General features: G+C 51.7%; 14 protein-coding genes and 1 other RNA gene. 8 read left to right on the plus strand and 7 right to left on the minus strand.

Features of this window, described 5'->3' with window-relative positions; genetic code table 11:
• Positions 1-128: 128 nt before the first annotated feature.
• From HEN21_RS21380 to chaA, 3 genes are all read right to left on the minus strand, one after another.
• Positions 129-236: a type I toxin-antitoxin system toxin Ldr family protein gene (locus tag HEN21_RS21380; protein WP_000176713.1), complete on the minus strand. Its 108-nt coding sequence runs from the start codon at positions 234-236 to the stop codon at positions 129-131.
• 431 nt (positions 237-667) lie between these two features.
• Positions 668-775: a type I toxin-antitoxin system toxin Ldr family protein gene (locus HEN21_RS21385; RefSeq protein WP_000170954.1), complete on the minus strand. Its 108-nt coding sequence runs from the start codon at positions 773-775 to the stop codon at positions 668-670.
• A 405-nt stretch (positions 776-1,180) separates the two neighbouring features.
• Positions 1,181-2,281, minus strand: a complete 1,101-nt coding sequence (chaA, locus tag HEN21_RS21390) for a sodium-potassium/proton antiporter ChaA (protein WP_000180147.1) — start codon at positions 2,279-2,281, stop codon at positions 1,181-1,183.
• A gap of 268 nt (positions 2,282-2,549) precedes the next feature.
• Here chaA and chaB point away from each other — a divergent pair, with 268 nt between their 5' ends.
• Together chaB and chaC are read left to right on the plus strand one after the other, a co-directional pair.
• The gene (gene chaB / locus HEN21_RS21395; RefSeq protein WP_001146436.1) at positions 2,550-2,780 is read left to right on the plus strand and encodes a putative cation transport regulator ChaB; all 231 of its coding nucleotides are present in this window, start codon (positions 2,550-2,552) and stop codon (positions 2,778-2,780) included.
• 157 nt (positions 2,781-2,937) lie between these two features.
• Positions 2,938-3,633 carry a glutathione-specific gamma-glutamylcyclotransferase gene (gene chaC, locus HEN21_RS21400; protein ID WP_010351803.1) on the plus strand — a complete coding sequence of 232 codons (696 nt, stop codon included), beginning with the start codon at positions 2,938-2,940 and terminating at the stop codon, positions 3,631-3,633.
• Between the two features lie 55 nt (positions 3,634-3,688).
• Here chaC and ychN read toward each other — a convergent pair whose 3' ends face one another.
• The gene (gene ychN, locus HEN21_RS21405) at positions 3,689-4,042 is read right to left on the minus strand and encodes a DsrE/F sulfur relay family protein YchN (protein ID WP_001169665.1); all 354 of its coding nucleotides are present in this window, start codon (positions 4,040-4,042) and stop codon (positions 3,689-3,691) included.
• A gap of 183 nt (positions 4,043-4,225) precedes the next feature.
• On the opposite strand from ychN, the gene HEN21_RS21410 reads away from it, so the two are divergent.
• A complete protein-coding gene (locus tag HEN21_RS21410; protein WP_176251905.1) occupies positions 4,226-5,620 on the plus strand; it encodes a YchO/YchP family invasin in 1,395 nt (464 codons plus the stop codon).
• On the opposite strand, the gene narL is transcribed toward HEN21_RS21410, so the two are convergent.
• Together narL and narX are read right to left on the minus strand one after the other, a co-directional pair.
• A complete protein-coding gene (narL, locus tag HEN21_RS21415; RefSeq protein WP_000070495.1) occupies positions 5,621-6,271 on the minus strand; it encodes a two-component system response regulator NarL in 651 nt (216 codons plus the stop codon).
• Positions 6,264-8,060 carry a nitrate/nitrite two-component system sensor histidine kinase NarX gene (gene narX, locus HEN21_RS21420; protein WP_000918091.1) on the minus strand — a complete coding sequence of 599 codons (1,797 nt, stop codon included), beginning with the start codon at positions 8,058-8,060 and terminating at the stop codon, positions 6,264-6,266. Before narX ends, narL begins: the two co-directional genes overlap by 8 nt.
• A gap of 338 nt (positions 8,061-8,398) precedes the next feature.
• Here narX and narK point away from each other — a divergent pair, with 338 nt between their 5' ends.
• The 5 genes from narK (at position 8,399) to narI (ending at position 16,844) form a co-directional block, all read left to right on the plus strand.
• Positions 8,399-9,790 carry a nitrate transporter NarK gene (narK, locus tag HEN21_RS21425; protein WP_000019814.1) on the plus strand — a complete coding sequence of 464 codons (1,392 nt, stop codon included), beginning with the start codon at positions 8,399-8,401 and terminating at the stop codon, positions 9,788-9,790.
• 391 nt (positions 9,791-10,181) lie between these two features.
• A complete protein-coding gene (locus HEN21_RS21430) occupies positions 10,182-13,925 on the plus strand; it encodes a nitrate reductase subunit alpha (RefSeq protein ID WP_000032863.1) in 3,744 nt (1,247 codons plus the stop codon).
• Positions 13,922-15,460, plus strand: a complete 1,539-nt coding sequence (gene narH, locus HEN21_RS21435) for a nitrate reductase subunit beta (RefSeq protein WP_000702663.1) — start codon at positions 13,922-13,924, stop codon at positions 15,458-15,460. Before HEN21_RS21430 ends, narH begins: the two co-directional genes overlap by 4 nt.
• A complete protein-coding gene (narJ, locus tag HEN21_RS21440; RefSeq protein ID WP_000571678.1) occupies positions 15,457-16,167 on the plus strand; it encodes a nitrate reductase molybdenum cofactor assembly chaperone in 711 nt (236 codons plus the stop codon). Before narH ends, narJ begins: the two co-directional genes overlap by 4 nt.
• Entirely contained in the window at positions 16,167-16,844 is a 678-nt protein-coding gene (gene narI, locus HEN21_RS21445; RefSeq protein WP_001160110.1) for a respiratory nitrate reductase subunit gamma, read from the plus strand. The genes narJ and narI overlap by 1 nt, the downstream gene beginning before the upstream one ends.
• A 151-nt stretch (positions 16,845-16,995) precedes the next feature.
• Here the strand turns inward: narI and HEN21_RS21450 are convergent.
• A non-coding RNA gene (locus tag HEN21_RS21450) (RtT sRNA) lies at positions 16,996-17,127 on the minus strand.
• Between the last annotated feature and the right edge of the window lie 61 nt (positions 17,128-17,188).

A 17,188-nucleotide genomic window follows, 5' to 3' on the forward strand; every position in this document is an offset into this window, starting at 1 on the left:
TGCTTCCAGGTTGGGTTGACGGTGTCTACTTCTGAAAGAGATAAAGACAAAAAAGCCGCAGGCTGTTACCCCTGCGGCCGGTTTCGGGCGCATATTGCCATTACGGCAGCCTGACGCCCGTATTCACCTTACTTCCGGTTACGCCACCAGCTAACAATCGCTGCGGTAATAATTCCCGCCAGGATCGGTGCAGCCAGGTCGTGCCAGAAAGTCATGGCAAACTGCGTGAGCGTCATATAGCCGCCTTTTTGTTGTAATGACAACGTTTTGCGGCTATTCTTGAATTGTTCTGGTTTCAAGATTAGCCCCCGTTCTGTTGTCAGGTTTTACCTCTCAACGTGCGGGGGTTTTCTCTTTCCAGCAACCAATGCCGCCAGGGATAAAGCCCCCACAACATTGCGCCTCACCGGATAACGCCGGCTTGGTGTGGATTCTATATCTCAAGTGTTCTTCACTTCACCCCAGGAATGTTCGTAATGCAGTATGCATTCCGGCTTTTTATCAGCCGTTGCAGTTGTTTCATGAATGCTCTGGTTGATGCTTCCAGGTTGGGTTGACGGTGTCTACTTCTGAAAGAGATAAAGACAAAAAAGGCCGCAGGCTGTTACCCCTGCGGCCGGTTTCGGGCGCATATTGCCATCACGGCAGCCTGACGCCCGTATTCACCTTATTTCCGGTTACGCCACCAGCCGACAATCGCTGCGGTAATAATTCCCGCCAGGATCGGTGCTGCCAGGTCGTGCCAGAAAATCATGGCAAACTGCGCGAGCGTCATATAGCCGCCTTGTTGTAATGACAACATTTTGCGGCTATTCTTGAATTGTTGATGGTTCAAGATTAGCCCCCGTTCTGTTGTCAGGTTTTACCTCTCAACGTGCGGGGGTTTTCTCTTTCCAGCAACCAATGCCGCCAGGGATAAAGTCCCCACAACATTGCGCCTCACCGGATAATCCCGGCTTGGTGTGGATACTACGTCTCAAGTCTTCTTTACTTCACCACTGAAACGTTCGTAATGAAGAGTTCATTCCAGCTTTTCATCAACTGTTGCAGTGCTTTCTTGCATGTTGTGGTACAGGCTCGCAATCATGTCTGACGAATTGTTCAGAATAACTGAAGAAAGGAACCGGGCAGGTATTTTTATTATCTCCCCCAGCTTCCGTCGCCAGGGGAGATATCAATGTCAGGCAAATATTGTCATCAAATAGGCGGCAAAGAGTGCCAGATGTGCAGCGCCGTTGAGCACGTTAGTACGTCCGGTGGAGAAGGAGATATGGCACAGCACCAAAGAGGCTACCATCACCACCATTTCAGGCGCACCAAGCGCAAACTGCAATTCATTGCCTGTCATAAAGGCGATCAGCGTGACGACAGGTACGGTAAGCGAAATTGTCGCTAAAACCGAACCAAAGAACAGATTCATCGCGCGCTGGACCTGGTTGTTTAATACCGCTTTTAACGCCCCTAAACCTTCCGGCGAAAGAATCAATAGCGCCACCAGGAAACCGGTAAAGGCCACCGGGGCATTCATGCTGGTGAGCAGTGTTTCCAGCGGACTTGCGTTCATTTTGGTAACCGCTATCACTGCAATTAAATGGATAATCAACCAGACGGCATGCCACAGGCTGCTATGGGCAGAGGGTTTGCCATGGTGCGGATCGTCATCATCACTGTCATCTTCATGTTCATAGACAAACAGACTTTGATGCGTTTTGGTCTGAATTAGCAAAAATACTCCGTACATTGCTGCGGAAATTAATGCCACCAGCAACGCCTGACCGGTTGAAAAATTCGCCGCAGGCAGGGCCATCGGGAATACCAGCACAATAATTGCCAATGGAAACAGGGCGATTAAATACTGTTTAATACCAAACAGATTCATATATTGGGTGGCAAATTTGCGCCCGCCCAACAGTAATGAAAAACCAACCAGTCCACCAGTAACAATCATAATGATTGAATAGAGCGTATCTCGCATTAACGTCGGCGCCGCATCGCCGGTCGCCATTAAGGCTGATATCAGGCTGACTTCAAGAATAACCACGGAAAGGCTAAGAATAAGAGAACCATAAGGTTCCCCCAGTCGATGGGCTAATACGTCCGCATGACGGACAACACTAAAGGCGCTGCTTAAAATACCAATAAGCGCAAGAAGATTGATGCCTATGACCACTGGTAGTGTTTGACTGCTTCCCCAAAGGAACAGCACTACCAGCGCCAGAACCGGGAAAATAAGTGAGGTCTCCTTGTGGCGGGTTTTTACCGCCTCGTGAGCATTTGTCATTATGGTTATCCTTTGCAGATGAATTTGTCGAAAATGTAATAAATAGGAAGAAAAAATAACAGAAAGTGTCTGGATATCGGTAACATTTTACGAAATTTTACCCCGCTGTCGCTTTTTTACTCTTTGGGGTATAAAAATAATCAACGTGTTTAGACAACGTTTGTATTAGCACCTCTTAAGAAGAGTCTGACGTGAAAAGTCTTATATGCTGGCAAGCGTGGATATTGTTGCCCACACTTAAAGTTCACCTTTAAAAAAGGAGTCAACAATGCCGTATAAAACAAAAAGCGATCTGCCGGAAAATGTAAAACACGTTCTACCGTCCCATGCCCAGGATATCTATAAAGAGGCATTCAACAGCGCCTGGGATCAATATAAAGATAAAGAAGATCGGCGTGATGATGCCAGTCGGGAGGAGACAGCGCATAAAGTGGCCTGGGCAGCAGTGAAACATGAATATGCCAAAGGGAGTGATGATAAATGGCATAAAAAGTTATAACTCCCGGTGATGAGTTAAAGCTATTCGTGCGGCGTCGCCTTGCAAGTGGTCTGCAGATTGCATATTGTCCCGGTAATGGTTCCAAAATGAGCAGTAAAAATGTCCGGAAGACACCAAAAAGTTGTCGCAGGGAAGTATGCAGTGGCGGAGGTATAAGGTGATAACGCGGGATTTCTTGATGAATGCCGATTGTAAAACGGCATTTGGCACTATTGAAGAATCACTCTTATGGTCGGCAGAACAGCGGGCAGCCTCGCTGGCAGCTACGCTGGCTTGTCGTCCTGATGAGGGGGCGGTGTGGATCTTCGGTTATGGATCGTTGATGTGGAATCCGGCGCTGGAGTTTATCGAGTCCTGTACCGGTACGCTGGTTGGCTGGCATCGGGCATTCTGTCTGCGCCTGACCGCCGGAAGGGGGACTGCACACCAGCCGGGAAGGATGCTTGCCCTGAAAGAGGGCGGTCGCACCACGGGAGTGGCGTATCGCTTGCCGGAAGAGACGCTGGAGCAGGAACTGACCCTGCTGTGGAAACGGGAGATGATTACCGGCTGCTATCTGCCAACCTGGTGCCAGCTTGATCTTGACGACGGGCGCACAGTCAATGCGCTGGTGTTTATTATGGATCCGCGCCATCCTGAATATGAATCTGATACCCGAGCTCAGGTGATTGCTCCGTTGATTGCTGCGGCGAGTGGTCCACTTGGAACCAATGCACAGTATTTATTTTCTCTGGAACAAGAGCTCAACAAACTGGGGATGCAGGATGACGGGCTGAATGATCTACTGGTGTCGGTGAAAAAACTGCTGGCGGAGAATTTCCCGGATGGTGTCTTGCGGCCCGGTTTTGCCTGATGAAACAGTCATCACAGCGGGGCGTTTCTGTAGCCTTAAGCGCCCCATACTGTAATTAAAATGTGAGCACTTTATCGGCAACCAGCGTCCATTGCGCCAGCTCGACCAGTGTGCCAATTTCAACTCCATCAATCAGCGGAAGTGGGCTGATACCGCGACCATCGGTGCAGGTTTTGCACAATTTCACAGGCACATTTTGCGCAGTGAGGATCTCGAGCATTTGCTGAATATTGTAGCCTTCCCCCGGTTTTTGTCCGCGTAATCCGGCAGTTACCGCATCAGACATCAGGAACAGACGTAGATCCAGGTTGCTCTCCTGCTCCCGTAGCGCAATGGCCAGCCGCAGGCTGTTAAATAAGGATTCGCTCCCGTAGGGCGCGCCATTGGCAACGATCACGATTTTTTGCATTACTCACTCCTGTATTCAGATAATTAGATTTCCGACTTCTATCTTACTGCTTTTACGCTGTCTGACCAATTTGCCACATTTTTAGGATTTTCCATAAAGCATGAGAAAGTACGAGAAAAGTTACCAGTAATCGTTATTCTATAAAGTAATGGGTGTTCATTTTTACCGGAAATTACTGACGTTTTGAGCCGTATCGTCTCTCGTGTTACCCCACTTTATTTACTCTTGCTGCTGGCAGGCGGTATAGCCAGCGCACAGCCATCCGTTGAGCAGCAATCGGCAAATCCTTTTGATAACGATAAGGATGGTCTGCCGGACTTAGGAATGGCACCGGAAAATCATGACGGTGAAAAACACTTCGCCGAAATCGTGAAAGATTTTGGTGAAACCAGTATGACCGATAACGGTCAGGATACAGGTGAGCAGGCAAAAGCCTTTGCGCTGGGAAAAGTCCGTGATGCGCTCAGTCAGCAGGTTAATCAGCATGTGGAATCGTGGCTTTCGCCGTGGGGGAACGCCAGTGTTGACGTCAAAGTGGATAACGAAGGGCATTTCACCGGCAGCCGGGGGAGCTGGTTTGTACCGTTGCAGGATAACGAGCGTTATCTCACATGGAGCCAACTTGGACTCACCCAGCAGGACGATGGACTCGTAAGTAACCTTGGCGTTGGTCAACGCTGGAGGCATGGCACATGGTTGATGGGATACAACACGTTTTATGACAACTTGTTAGATGAAAATCTTCAGCGGGCAGGGTTTGGCGCTGAAGCCTGGGGAGAATATCTGCGTCTGTCGGCAAATTATTATCAGCCTTTTGCCTCATGGCATGAACAGACTGCCTCGCTCGAGCAGCGTATGGCGCGTGGTTATGATTTGACTGCCCGGATGCGAATGCCGTTTTACCAGCATCTCAACACCAGTGTCAGCCTCGAACAATATTTTGGTCAGCGTGTCGATCTGTTTAATTCTGGTACGGGTTATCATAATCCTGTCGCCATGAGTCTGGGGCTTAATTACACCCCTGTCCCACTCGTTACTATGACCGCCCAGCATAAACAAGGCGAAAGTGGAGAAAGCCAAAATAATCTCGGGCTGAATATTAACTACCGCTTTGGGGTGCCACTAAACAAACAACTTTCTGCTGGCGAAGTTGCTGAGAGTCAGTCGTTGCGCGGCAGTCGCTATGACAATCCGCAGCGGAATAATCTGCCGGTCATTGAGTATCATCAGCGTAAAACCTTAACGGTATTTCTGGCGACGCCCCCCTGGGATCTTAAACCTGGTGAAACGGTGCCGCTGAAATTACAAATCCACAGTCGTTACGGTATTCGACAATTGATCTGGCAGGGCGATACGCAGATGTTAAGTCTGACATCGGGAGCAACTGCCAACAGTGCGGATGGCTGGACGCTGATCGTGCCGGACTGGCAAAGTGGAGAAGAGGCGACCAATCGATGGCGCTTGTCGGTGGTGGTGGAAGATAACCAGGGACAGCGTGTCTCCTCCAATGAGATCACGCTAACGCTTGCCGAACCTTTCGATGAAATGGCAAAGGACGAACTGCGCTGGGAACCATAATCAGAAAATACGTTCCTGATGCACCCATACTGCGGCTTCCACACGAGATTTTAGCTTCATTTTTTTCAGCATGTGCTTCACGTGCACTTTGACCGTGCTTTCAGTGATGTCCAGGCGGCGGGCGATCATCTTATTCGGTAAGCCCTGAGCAATCAGTTTCAGAATATCGCGCTCGCGCGGCGTTAACTGGTTGACGTCGCGTTCAGTCGTGGCGCGGTTAGCACGCAGGCTGGCGGCCAGAACAGGGGTTAATGCCTCGCTTAGTACCATTTCGCCAGCAGCAGCCTGGTGTAACGCTTTCAACAGATCTTCCGGCTCCATATCTTTTAACAGATAGCCATCTGCGCCGCGTTTCAGCGCGGTGACGACGTCTTCTTCATGGTTCGAGACGCTGAATACCACAATGCGGCCGGATAAAGATTTTTCGCGCAGTTTATCCAGCGTTTCCAGACCGTTCATACCGGGCATATTCAGATCAAGCAGAATCAGATCAGGATCGAGAGATTCCGCAAGTAAAATACCCTGCTCGCCATTGCTCGCTTCGCCAACCACAGTGATATCGGGGGCCATGCTGATAAGCTGTTTTACGCCAGTTCGCAGCATCGGGTGATCGTCGATCAGCAGGATAGTAGCCGGTTCCTGATTACTCATGGGTATCTCCTTGGACGTCTGTGAAAGTTTTTTCGGGAATAAAGGTGACCACCACTTCGGTGCCACCTGATTCACGACGGCGGACGCGGCAGTCGCCACGCAGACTTTGCGCACGGTCACGCATAATTATCATGCCGTAGTGATTGCTGCGGATGGCATTTTCAGGCACCCCGCAGCCGTTATCCTGGACGGTCAGTTTGACCTGATTATCGTTTTGCGCCACCGTTACAACGACCTCGCTCGCTTGCGAATGTTTGAGGGCGTTACTTAATGCCTCACGGGCAATTTGCAATAGATGGATTGCCTGATGCGAGGGCACCAGACGCGGTGGCAACTGGTAATCCAGCTTCACCGGGAAGCCAAATTTGGCGCTGTACTCTTCACAACTCGCCTCCAGTGCCGGGCGTAATCCCGGTTCGGTGAGCTGCAAACGGAATGTGGTGAGCAACTCACGCAATTGCGCCCATGACGCATTCAGTTCGTTACGGATCTGGCTTAACAGTTCGCGGCTGCTTTCTGGCAGTGCATCGCCTTGCATCTGTAAACAACTCACCTGCATCTTCATACAAGAGAGAGATTGGGCAATAGAATCATGTAGTTCGCGCGCAATGGTGGCACGCTCTTCCATCACGATCAACTGCTGCTGGCGTTCCTGATGGCGATCCAGCGCCAGAGTGGCGGTTAATTGCTCAACCAGTGTATCCACCAGTTGCTGTTGATCATGGCTCAGATGACGGCCCTGAGGCAGGGTCGCCAGCAAAATGCCGTACTGCATATGAGAATCCGCCAGTCGCCATTTCAGGGTCGTGCCGCGATCGCCGACGGGTAATACCCCGCGCGGGCAGAGCTGGCAACCTTTGTCGTCGCAGGTCATATCCGGCTGGCAGGTGAACTCCTGATGATTCTCTTCATCTTCAGTGTCATATACCCGCAGTTCGATATCACGCAGCAGGGTTAAATTTTGCAATCCGTTGAGTACAGGTGACAGGCGTTCACACAGCGGGGCGCGAGAATGCAAACGACGATTAGCCTGCCACAAAAACGAGAGTATTTGATTTTTATGCTCCAGCCCGGCGGTTTTCTCCTGTACCCGATGCTCAAGTACGGCATAACTCTCCGCCAGTTCCGCAGACATATTGTTCAGTGCCGTTCCGAGCATCGCCATTTCGTTGCGCCCGCTGATATTCGCCCGCTGGGTAAAATCGCGATGGCTGACGGCACTCGCCATCGCCAGCAATTGCCGCCACGGCTGTAGCAGCCGTGCCCGCAGCCATATGATGGTAAATACCAGTAGAAGTGCCATAAACACAGCCATCACCCGATGGACCAGTACGACCGTCTCAATACGCATTTCCGTGGTGCGGTCAAAACCAGACACCAACTGATCAAGCCCGGCAACAAACTGGCTGACGTCAGCCGACACCGTTTCGCGGCTTTGTGCGTGTAGCAGCGCAGGAATCAGCTCATGGCGCCAGTAATCCTGCAAACCCTGCAATTGCGCCAGTTGCCCGTCTCGTTCTGCTGCTCGAGTTAATTCGGGGCTAAATGCCGTTTGTTCCATCTCCTTGATTAAGGGCTTGTCTTTCTCGCTTAATGGCACTGCCGCCAGTAGCCGATAAGTTTGCATACGCAGCGATCCCGCTTTGTTAATAGCATGGGCGCTGCCCTGAACGCCTTGTACCAGCCAGCCAGAAACCGCCATCCCCGCCAGTCCAATAGCAGTAGAAAGCAAAACAATAAGCGCAACCTGATTAACCAGGGTGAGCGGAGAGAGACAACGTTTAAGCATGTAAACCTCTTCCTTCAGGCTTTGAATGAGTAATAACCTTAATGAATGTAACGATACATTCTGGAATGGCGTTATTCTCGGCTATTGGCTGAAGTATACCCATACCCGGAAAGAGTTACTCCTTATTTGCCGTGTGGTTAGTCGATTTACATCAGTAAGAGTAGGGATTTTACAGTACTGTGAAAAATCTCATAATTTTTATGAAATCTCTGTACTCACTATGGGTAATGATAAATATCAATGATAGATAAAGTTATCTTATCGTTTGATTTACATCAAATTACCTTTGGCTACAGACACTAAGGTGGCAGACATCGAAACGAGTATCAGAGGTGTCTATGAGTCACTCATCCGCCCCCGAAAGGGCTACTGGAGCTGTCATTACTGATTGGCGACCGGAAGATCCTGCGTTCTGGCAACAGCGCGGCCAGCGTATAGCCAGCCGCAATCTGTGGATTTCCGTTCCCTGTCTGCTACTGGCGTTTTGTGTATGGATGTTATTCAGTGCCGTCGCGGTGAATTTGCCGAAAGTCGGCTTTAATTTTACGACCGATCAGCTGTTTCTTTTGACCGCACTACCTTCGGTTTCTGGCGCATTATTGCGTGTGCCATACTCCTTTATGGTTCCAATCTTCGGCGGTCGTCGCTGGACGGCGTTCAGCACCGGTATTCTGATTATTCCTTGCGTCTGGCTGGGTTTTGCCGTGCAGGATACCACTACGCCATACAGCGTATTCATCATCATTTCTCTGCTGTGCGGCTTTGCTGGCGCGAACTTCGCCTCCAGTATGGCAAACATCAGCTTCTTTTTTCCGAAACAGAAGCAGGGTGGCGCGCTGGGGCTGAACGGTGGTCTGGGCAACATGGGCGTTAGCGTCATGCAGCTGGTTGCTCCGCTGGTGGTATCACTGTCAATTTTTGCTGCATTTGGCAGCCAGGGCGTAACACAGCCGGATGGCACCGAATTGTATCTGGCTAACGCGTCCTGGGTATGGGTGCCGTTCCTCGCCATCTTCACCATTGCAGCGTGGTTTGGCATGAACGACCTTGCTACCTCGAAAGCCTCTATCAAGGAGCAGTTGCCGGTACTCAAACGGGGTCATCTGTGGATTATGAGCCTGCTGTATCTGGCAACCTTCGGTTCCTTCATCGGCTTCTCTGCGGGTTTTGCCATGCTGTCTAAAACGCAGTTTCCGGATGTACAGATCCTGCACTACGCCTTCTTCGGACCGTTTATTGGCGCACTGGCGCGTTCTGCGGGGGGAGCATTATCTGACCGTCTCGGCGGTACTCGTGTAACGCTGGTGAACTTCGTGCTGATGGCGATTTTCAGTGGTCTGCTGTTCCTCACCTTACCGACTGACGGGCAAGGCGGAAACTTCATGGCGTTCTTTGTAGTCTTCCTGGCGCTGTTCCTGACGGCGGGGCTGGGTAGTGGTTCCACCTTCCAGATGATTTCCGTGATCTTCCGTAAACTGACGATGGATCGCGTGAAAGCAGAAGGCGGTTCTGACGAACGTGCCATGCGTGAAGCGGCAACCGACACTGCGGCGGCGCTGGGCTTCATCTCCGCGATTGGCGCTATCGGTGGCTTCTTTATCCCGAAAGCGTTCGGTAGCTCACTGGCATTAACAGGGTCGCCAGTCGGTGCAATGAAAGTATTTTTGATTTTCTATATCGCCTGCGTGGTAATTACCTGGGCGGTATACGGTCGGCATTCTAAAAAATAAATCGTAATATTTGATTATCCTTTGCGCGGCGTAATGTCGCGCTTTTTTTATTTCTCATTTAGTTACAACATACTTTAAGAGGATAATTATTTCAACGGCGTCAATTAAGCGCCATTAATATGTCATCCATGGGGGATACTCCTTAATACCCATCTGTATAAAAATCCGAAGTGTTTAAATGGTGATGGATGTAAAAAACATTAATTTACAATAAGTTGTGTAATAAATATTAATTATCCCAAAGGGGTATATTAGGAATTTACTTTATTTTTCATCCCCACCACTCTTGATCGTTATCAATTCCCACGACGTTTCAGAGCGTTACCTTCGTTTTAAACATTAGCAATGTCGATTTATCAGAGAGCCGACAGGCTCCCACAGGAGAAAACCGATGAGTAAATTCCTGGACCGGTTTCGCTACTTCAAACAGAAGGGTGATACCTTTGCCGATGGGCATGGCCAGCTTCTCAATACCAACCGTGACTGGGAGGATGGATATCGCCAGCGTTGGCAGCATGACAAAATCGTCCGCTCTACCCACGGGGTAAACTGCACCGGCTCCTGCAGCTGGAAAATCTACGTTAAAAACGGTCTGGTGACCTGGGAAACCCAGCAGACTGACTATCCGCGTACTCGTCCGGATCTGCCAAACCATGAACCTCGCGGCTGTCCGCGCGGTGCCAGCTACTCCTGGTATCTCTATAGCGCCAATCGCCTGAAATACCCAATGATGCGTAAACGCCTGATGAAAATGTGGCGTGAAGCGAAGGCGCAGCATAGCGATCCGGTTGAGGCATGGGCTTCTATTATCGAAGACGCCGATAAAGCGAAAAGCTTTAAACAGGCGCGTGGACGCGGTGGTTTTGTTCGTTCTTCCTGGCAGGAAGTGAACGAACTGATCGCCGCATCTAACGTTTACACCATCAAAAACTACGGCCCGGACCGTGTCGCCGGCTTCTCGCCAATTCCGGCAATGTCGATGGTTTCTTACGCATCAGGTGCTCGCTATCTCTCGCTGCTTGGCGGTACTTGCTTAAGCTTCTACGACTGGTACTGCGACCTGCCTCCTGCGTCTCCGCAAACCTGGGGCGAGCAAACTGACGTACCGGAATCTGCTGACTGGTACAACTCCAGCTACATCATCGCCTGGGGTTCAAACGTCCCGCAGACGCGTACCCCGGATGCTCACTTCTTTACTGAAGTGCGTTACAAAGGCACCAAAACTGTTGCCGTCACGCCGGACTACGCTGAAATCGCCAAACTGTGCGATCTGTGGCTGGCACCGAAACAGGGCACCGACGCAGCAATGGCGCTGGCAATGGGTCACGTGATGCTGCGTGAATTCCATCTTGATAACCCAAGCCAGTATTTCACCGATTATGTGCGCCGCTACACCGACATGCCGATGCTGGTAATGCTGGAAGAGCGCGACGGTTATTACGCTGCGGGTCGTATGCTGCGCGCCGCCGATCTGGTTGATGCGCTGGGTCAGGAAAACAACCCGGAATGGAAAACCGTAGCCTTTAATACGCAAGGTGAAATGGTTGCGCCGAACGGTTCGATCGGTTTCCGTTGGGGCGAGAAGGGCAAATGGAATCTTGAACAGCGCGACGGCAAAACTGGTGAAGAAACCGAACTGCAACTGAGTCTGCTGGGTAGTCAGGATGAGATCGCTGAAGTGGGCTTCCCGTACTTTGGCGGCGACGGCACGGAACACTTCAATAAAGTGGAGCTGGAAAACATTCTGCTGCACAAGCTGCCGGTAAAACGCCTGCAACTGGCTGATGGCAGCACTGCACTGGTGACCACCGTTTATGATTTGACGCTGGCAAACTACGGCCTGGAGCGTGGTCTGAACGACGTTAACTGCGCGACCAGCTATGACGACGTGAAAGCCTACACCCCTGCGTGGGCTGAGCAGATCACCGGTGTTTCTCGTAGCCAGATTATCCGTATTGCCCGTGAATTTGCCGACAACGCTGATAAAACTCACGGTCGTTCGATGATTATCGTCGGTGCCGGTCTGAACCACTGGTATCACCTCGATATGAACTATCGCGGTCTGATCAACATGCTGATTTTCTGCGGCTGTGTCGGTCAGAGCGGCGGTGGCTGGGCACACTACGTGGGTCAGGAAAAACTGCGTCCGCAAACCGGCTGGCAGCCGCTGGCGTTTGCCCTTGACTGGCAGCGTCCGGCGCGTCACATGAACAGCACCTCTTACTTTTATAACCACTCCAGCCAGTGGCGTTATGAAACCGTGACCGCAGAAGAGTTGCTGTCGCCGATGGCGGATAAATCCCGCTATACCGGACACTTGATCGACTTCAACGTGCGTGCGGAACGTATGGGCTGGCTGCCGTCTGCGCCGCAGCTAGGCACTAACCCGCTGACTATTGCTCGCGAAGCAGAAAAAGCGGGCATGAATCCGGTGGACTATACGGTGAAATCCCTGAAAGAGGGTTCAATCCGTTTTGCTGCGGAACAACCGGAAAACGGCAAGAACCATCCGCGTAACCTGTTCATCTGGCGTTCTAACCTGCTGGGCTCTTCCGGTAAAGGTCATGAGTTTATGCTCAAGTATCTGCTGGGGACGGAACACGGTATCCAGGGTAAAGATCTGGGGCAGCAGGGCGGCGTGAAGCCGGAAGAAGTGGACTGGCAGGATAACGGTCTGGAAGGCAAGCTGGATCTGGTGGTGACGCTGGACTTCCGTCTGTCGAGCACTTGTCTCTATTCCGACATCATTTTGCCGACGGCGACCTGGTACGAAAAAGACGACATGAATACTTCGGATATGCATCCGTTTATTCACCCGCTGTCTGCGGCGGTCGATCCGGCCTGGGAAGCGAAAAGCGACTGGGAAATCTACAAAGCCATCGCGAAGAAATTCTCCGAAGTGTGCGTTGGTCATCTGGGTAAAGAAACCGACATCGTTACGCTGCCAATTCAGCACGACTCCGCCGCCGAACTGGCGCAGCCGCTGGATGTGAAAGACTGGAAAAAAGGCGAATGCGACCTGATCCCAGGTAAAACCGCACCGCACATTATGGTGGTTGAGCGCGATTATCCGGCCACTTACGAACGCTTTACCTCTATCGGCCCACTGATGGAGAAAATCGGTAACGGCGGTAAAGGGATTGCCTGGAACACCCAGAGCGAGATGGATCTGCTGCGTAAGCTCAACTACACCAAGGCTGAAGGTCCGGCGAAAGGCCAGCCGATGCTCAACACCGCAATTGATGCGGCAGAGATGATCCTGACGCTGGCACCGGAAACCAACGGTCAGGTAGCCGTGAAAGCCTGGGCGGCACTGAGCGAGTTTACCGGTCGCGACCATACGCATCTGGCGCTGAATAAAGAAGACGAGAAAATCCGCTTCCGCGATATTCAGGCACAGCCGCGCAAAATTATCTCCAGCCCGACCTGGTCTGGTCTGGAAGATGAACACGTTTCTTACAACGCCGGTTACACCAACGTTCACGAGCTGATCCCGTGGCGTACGCTCTCTGGTCGTCAGCAGCTGTATCAGGATCATCAGTGGATGCGTGATTTTGGTGAAAGCCTGCTGGTTTATCGTCCGCCGATCGATACCCGTTCGGTGAAAGAAGTGATGGGACAGAAATCCAACGGTAACCCGGAAAAAGCCCTGAACTTCCTGACGCCACACCAGAAGTGGGGTATTCATTCCACTTACAGCGACAACCTGCTGATGCTGACTTTAGGTCGCGGTGGGCCGGTGGTCTGGCTGAGCGAAGCCGATGCCAAAGATTTGGGAATTGCCGACAACGACTGGATTGAAGTCTTCAACAGCAATGGTGCGCTGACTGCCCGTGCGGTTGTCAGCCAGCGTGTTCCGGCAGGGATGACCATGATGTACCACGCGCAGGAACGTATCGTTAACCTGCCGGGTTCGGAAATCACGCAGCAGCGTGGGGGTATTCATAACTCGGTCACCCGTATCACGCCGAAACCGACGCATATGATCGGTGGCTATGCCCATCTGGCATACGGCTTTAACTACTACGGCACCGTAGGTTCTAACCGCGATGAGTTTGTTGTAGTGCGTAAGATGAAGAACATTGACTGGTTAGATGGCGAAGGCAATGACCAGGTACAGGAGAGCGTAAAATGAAAATTCGTTCACAAGTCGGCATGGTGCTGAATCTCGATAAGTGCATCGGCTGCCACACCTGTTCAGTTACCTGTAAAAACGTCTGGACCAGCCGCGAAGGCGTTGAGTACGCGTGGTTCAACAACGTTGAAACCAAACCGGGTCAGGGTTTCCCTACCGACTGGGAAAACCAGGAAAAATACAAAGGCGGTTGGATCCGTAAAATCAACGGCAAACTGCAACCGCGTATGGGTAACCGCGCGATGCTGCTGGGTAAAATCTTCGCCAACCCGCATTTGCCGGGGATCGACGATTATTACGAGCCGTTCGATTTTGATTATCAGAACCTGCATACCGCGCCGGAAGGCAGCAAATCGCAGCCGATTGCCCGTCCGCGTTCGCTGATTACTGGCGAACGGATGGCGAAAATCGAAAAGGGGCCGAACTGGGAAGATGACCTGGGCGGCGAGTTTGACAAACTGGCGAAAGACAAGAACTTCGACAACATCCAGAAGGCGATGTATAGCCAGTTCGAAAACACCTTCATGATGTATCTGCCGCGTCTGTGCGAACACTGCCTTAACCCGGCATGTGTGGCGACCTGTCCGAGCGGGGCTATCTACAAACGTGAAGAAGATGGCATCGTACTGATCGATCAGGATAAATGCCGTGGCTGGCGTATGTGCATCACCGGATGCCCGTACAAAAAAATCTACTTCAACTGGAAGAGCGGTAAATCTGAGAAGTGCATCTTCTGCTATCCGCGTATTGAAGCCGGTCAGCCGACGGTGTGCTCAGAAACCTGTGTTGGTCGTATCCGTTATCTTGGCGTGCTGTTGTACGATGCTGACGCCATTGAACGTGCAGCCAGCACCGAGAACGAGAAAGATCTCTACCAGCGTCAGCTGGAAGTGTTCCTCGATCCGAACGATCCGAAAGTCATCGAGCAGGCGATTAAAGACGGTATTCCGCTGAGCGTTATTGAAGCCGCACAACAGTCGCCGGTTTATAAAATGGCGATGGAATGGAAACTGGCGCTGCCGCTGCATCCAGAATATCGCACATTGCCGATGGTCTGGTACGTGCCGCCTCTGTCACCGATTCAGTCTGCGGCAGACGCGGGCGAGCTGGGTAGCAACGGCATTCTGCCAGACGTAGAAAGCCTGCGTATCCCGGTTCAGTACCTGGCGAATCTGCTGACCGCCGGTGATACCCAACCGGTACTGCTCGCGTTGAAACGTATGCTGGCAATGCGTCATTACAAACGAGCTGAAACCGTTGACGGTAAAGTTGATACCCGTGCGCTGGAAGAGGTCGGCCTGACCGAAGCCCAGGCACAGGAGATGTACCGTTATCTGGCGATTGCAAACTACGAAGATCGCTTTGTGGTGCCGAGCAGCCATCGTGAACTGGCGCGGGAAGCCTTCCCGGAGAAAAATGGTTGCGGCTTTACCTTTGGTGACGGCTGCCACGGTTCAGATACCAAATTCAATCTGTTCAACAGCCGTCGTATCGATGCCATCGACGTGACCAGCAAAACGGAGCCGCATCCATGATCGAACTCGTGATTGTATCGCGTCTCCTTGAATATCCTGATGCTGCCTTATGGCAGCATCAACAAGAGATGTTTGAGGCGATTGCTGCGTCGGAAAATCTGTCGAAAGAGGATGCCCATGCGCTGGGCATTTTCCTGCGCGATTTAACCGCGATGGATCCGCTGGACGCTCAGGCGCAGTACAGCGAACTGTTCGACCGTGGTCGCGCCACGTCGCTGTTACTGTTTGAACATGTGCACGGCGAATCCCGCGATCGTGGTCAGGCGATGGTGGATTTGCTGGCGCAGTATGAGCAACACGGCTTGCAGTTAAACAGTCGTGAACTGCCGGATCATCTGCCGTTGTATCTGGAGTACCTGGCGCAGCTGCCGCAAAGCGAAGCCGTGGAAGGTTTGAAAGATATCGCGCCGATTCTGGCGTTGCTAAGTGCTCGTCTGCAACAGCGTGAAAGCCGTTATGCAGTGCTGTTTGATCTGCTGCTGAAACTGGCGAATACCGCTATAGACAGCGACAAAGTGGCGGAAAAAATTGCCGATGAAGCGCGCGATGATACGCCGCAGGCGCTGGATGCTGTCTGGGAAGAAGAGCAGGTTAAATTCTTTGCTGACAAAGGCTGCGGTGATTCGGCAATCACTGCTCATCAGCGTCGCTTTGCCGGTGCCGTCGCGCCGCAATATCTGAATATCACCACCGGAGGACAGCACTAATGCAATTCCTGAATATGTTCTTCTTTGATATCTACCCGTACATTGCCGGGGCGGTCTTCCTGATTGGTAGCTGGCTGCGCTATGACTACGGGCAGTACACCTGGCGCGCGGCGTCCAGCCAGATGCTGGATCGCAAAGGGATGAACCTGGCGTCTAACCTGTTCCATATCGGGATTCTGGGGATTTTTGTCGGTCACTTCTTCGGTATGCTGACGCCGCACTGGATGTATGAAGCCTGGCTGCCAATTGAAGTGAAACAGAAAATGGCGATGTTTGCTGGTGGTGCCAGCGGCGTGCTGTGTCTGATTGGCGGTGTACTGTTGCTGAAACGCCGCCTGTTCAGCCCACGCGTGCGTGCAACGACTACCGGAGCGGATATCTTGATCCTGTCGCTGCTCGTTATCCAGTGCGCGCTGGGCCTGCTGACCATTCCGTTCTCCGCTCAGCATATGGACGGTAGCGAGATGATGAAACTGGTTGGCTGGGCGCAGTCGGTAGTGACCTTCCACGGTGGCGCTTCTCAGCACCTTGATGGCGTGGCGTTTATCTTCCGTTTGCACCTGGTGCTGGGGATGACGTTATTCCTGCTGTTCCCGTTCTCGCGTCTGGTACACATCTGGAGCGTACCGGTGGAGTATCTGACGCGTAAGTATCAGCTGGTGCGTGCTCGCCACTAAGCGAAATTTAGTTCACATAGACCCTGCTTCGGCGGGGTTTTTTGTTTTGTGTAAAAGTGTGCAGACCTAAAAACAGGCATGACGAATTCTGTGTGACAACAAGAAATAAATGGTTAGTAAATTGGTTTAGAAGAGTATTTTCAGGAAGTAATGGTGGTGGGGGAAGGATTATTCGTCGCTTCGCTCCTCATCCTTCGGGCCGTTGCCTGCGGCAACGTTCTCTCGCTTTCGCTCGAGTCGAACCTTAATCGAAGGTTCTCACCCTTCCTCGATGAGTGCAAAGATTAATAATCTCACCGAAGTTACCACATCGCTGTGGTGAATAATGGTGGTGGGGGAAGGAT

Source organism: Escherichia sp. 93.1518, assembly GCF_013368915.2.
GTDB lineage: Bacteria > Pseudomonadota > Gammaproteobacteria > Enterobacterales > Enterobacteriaceae > Escherichia > Escherichia ruysiae.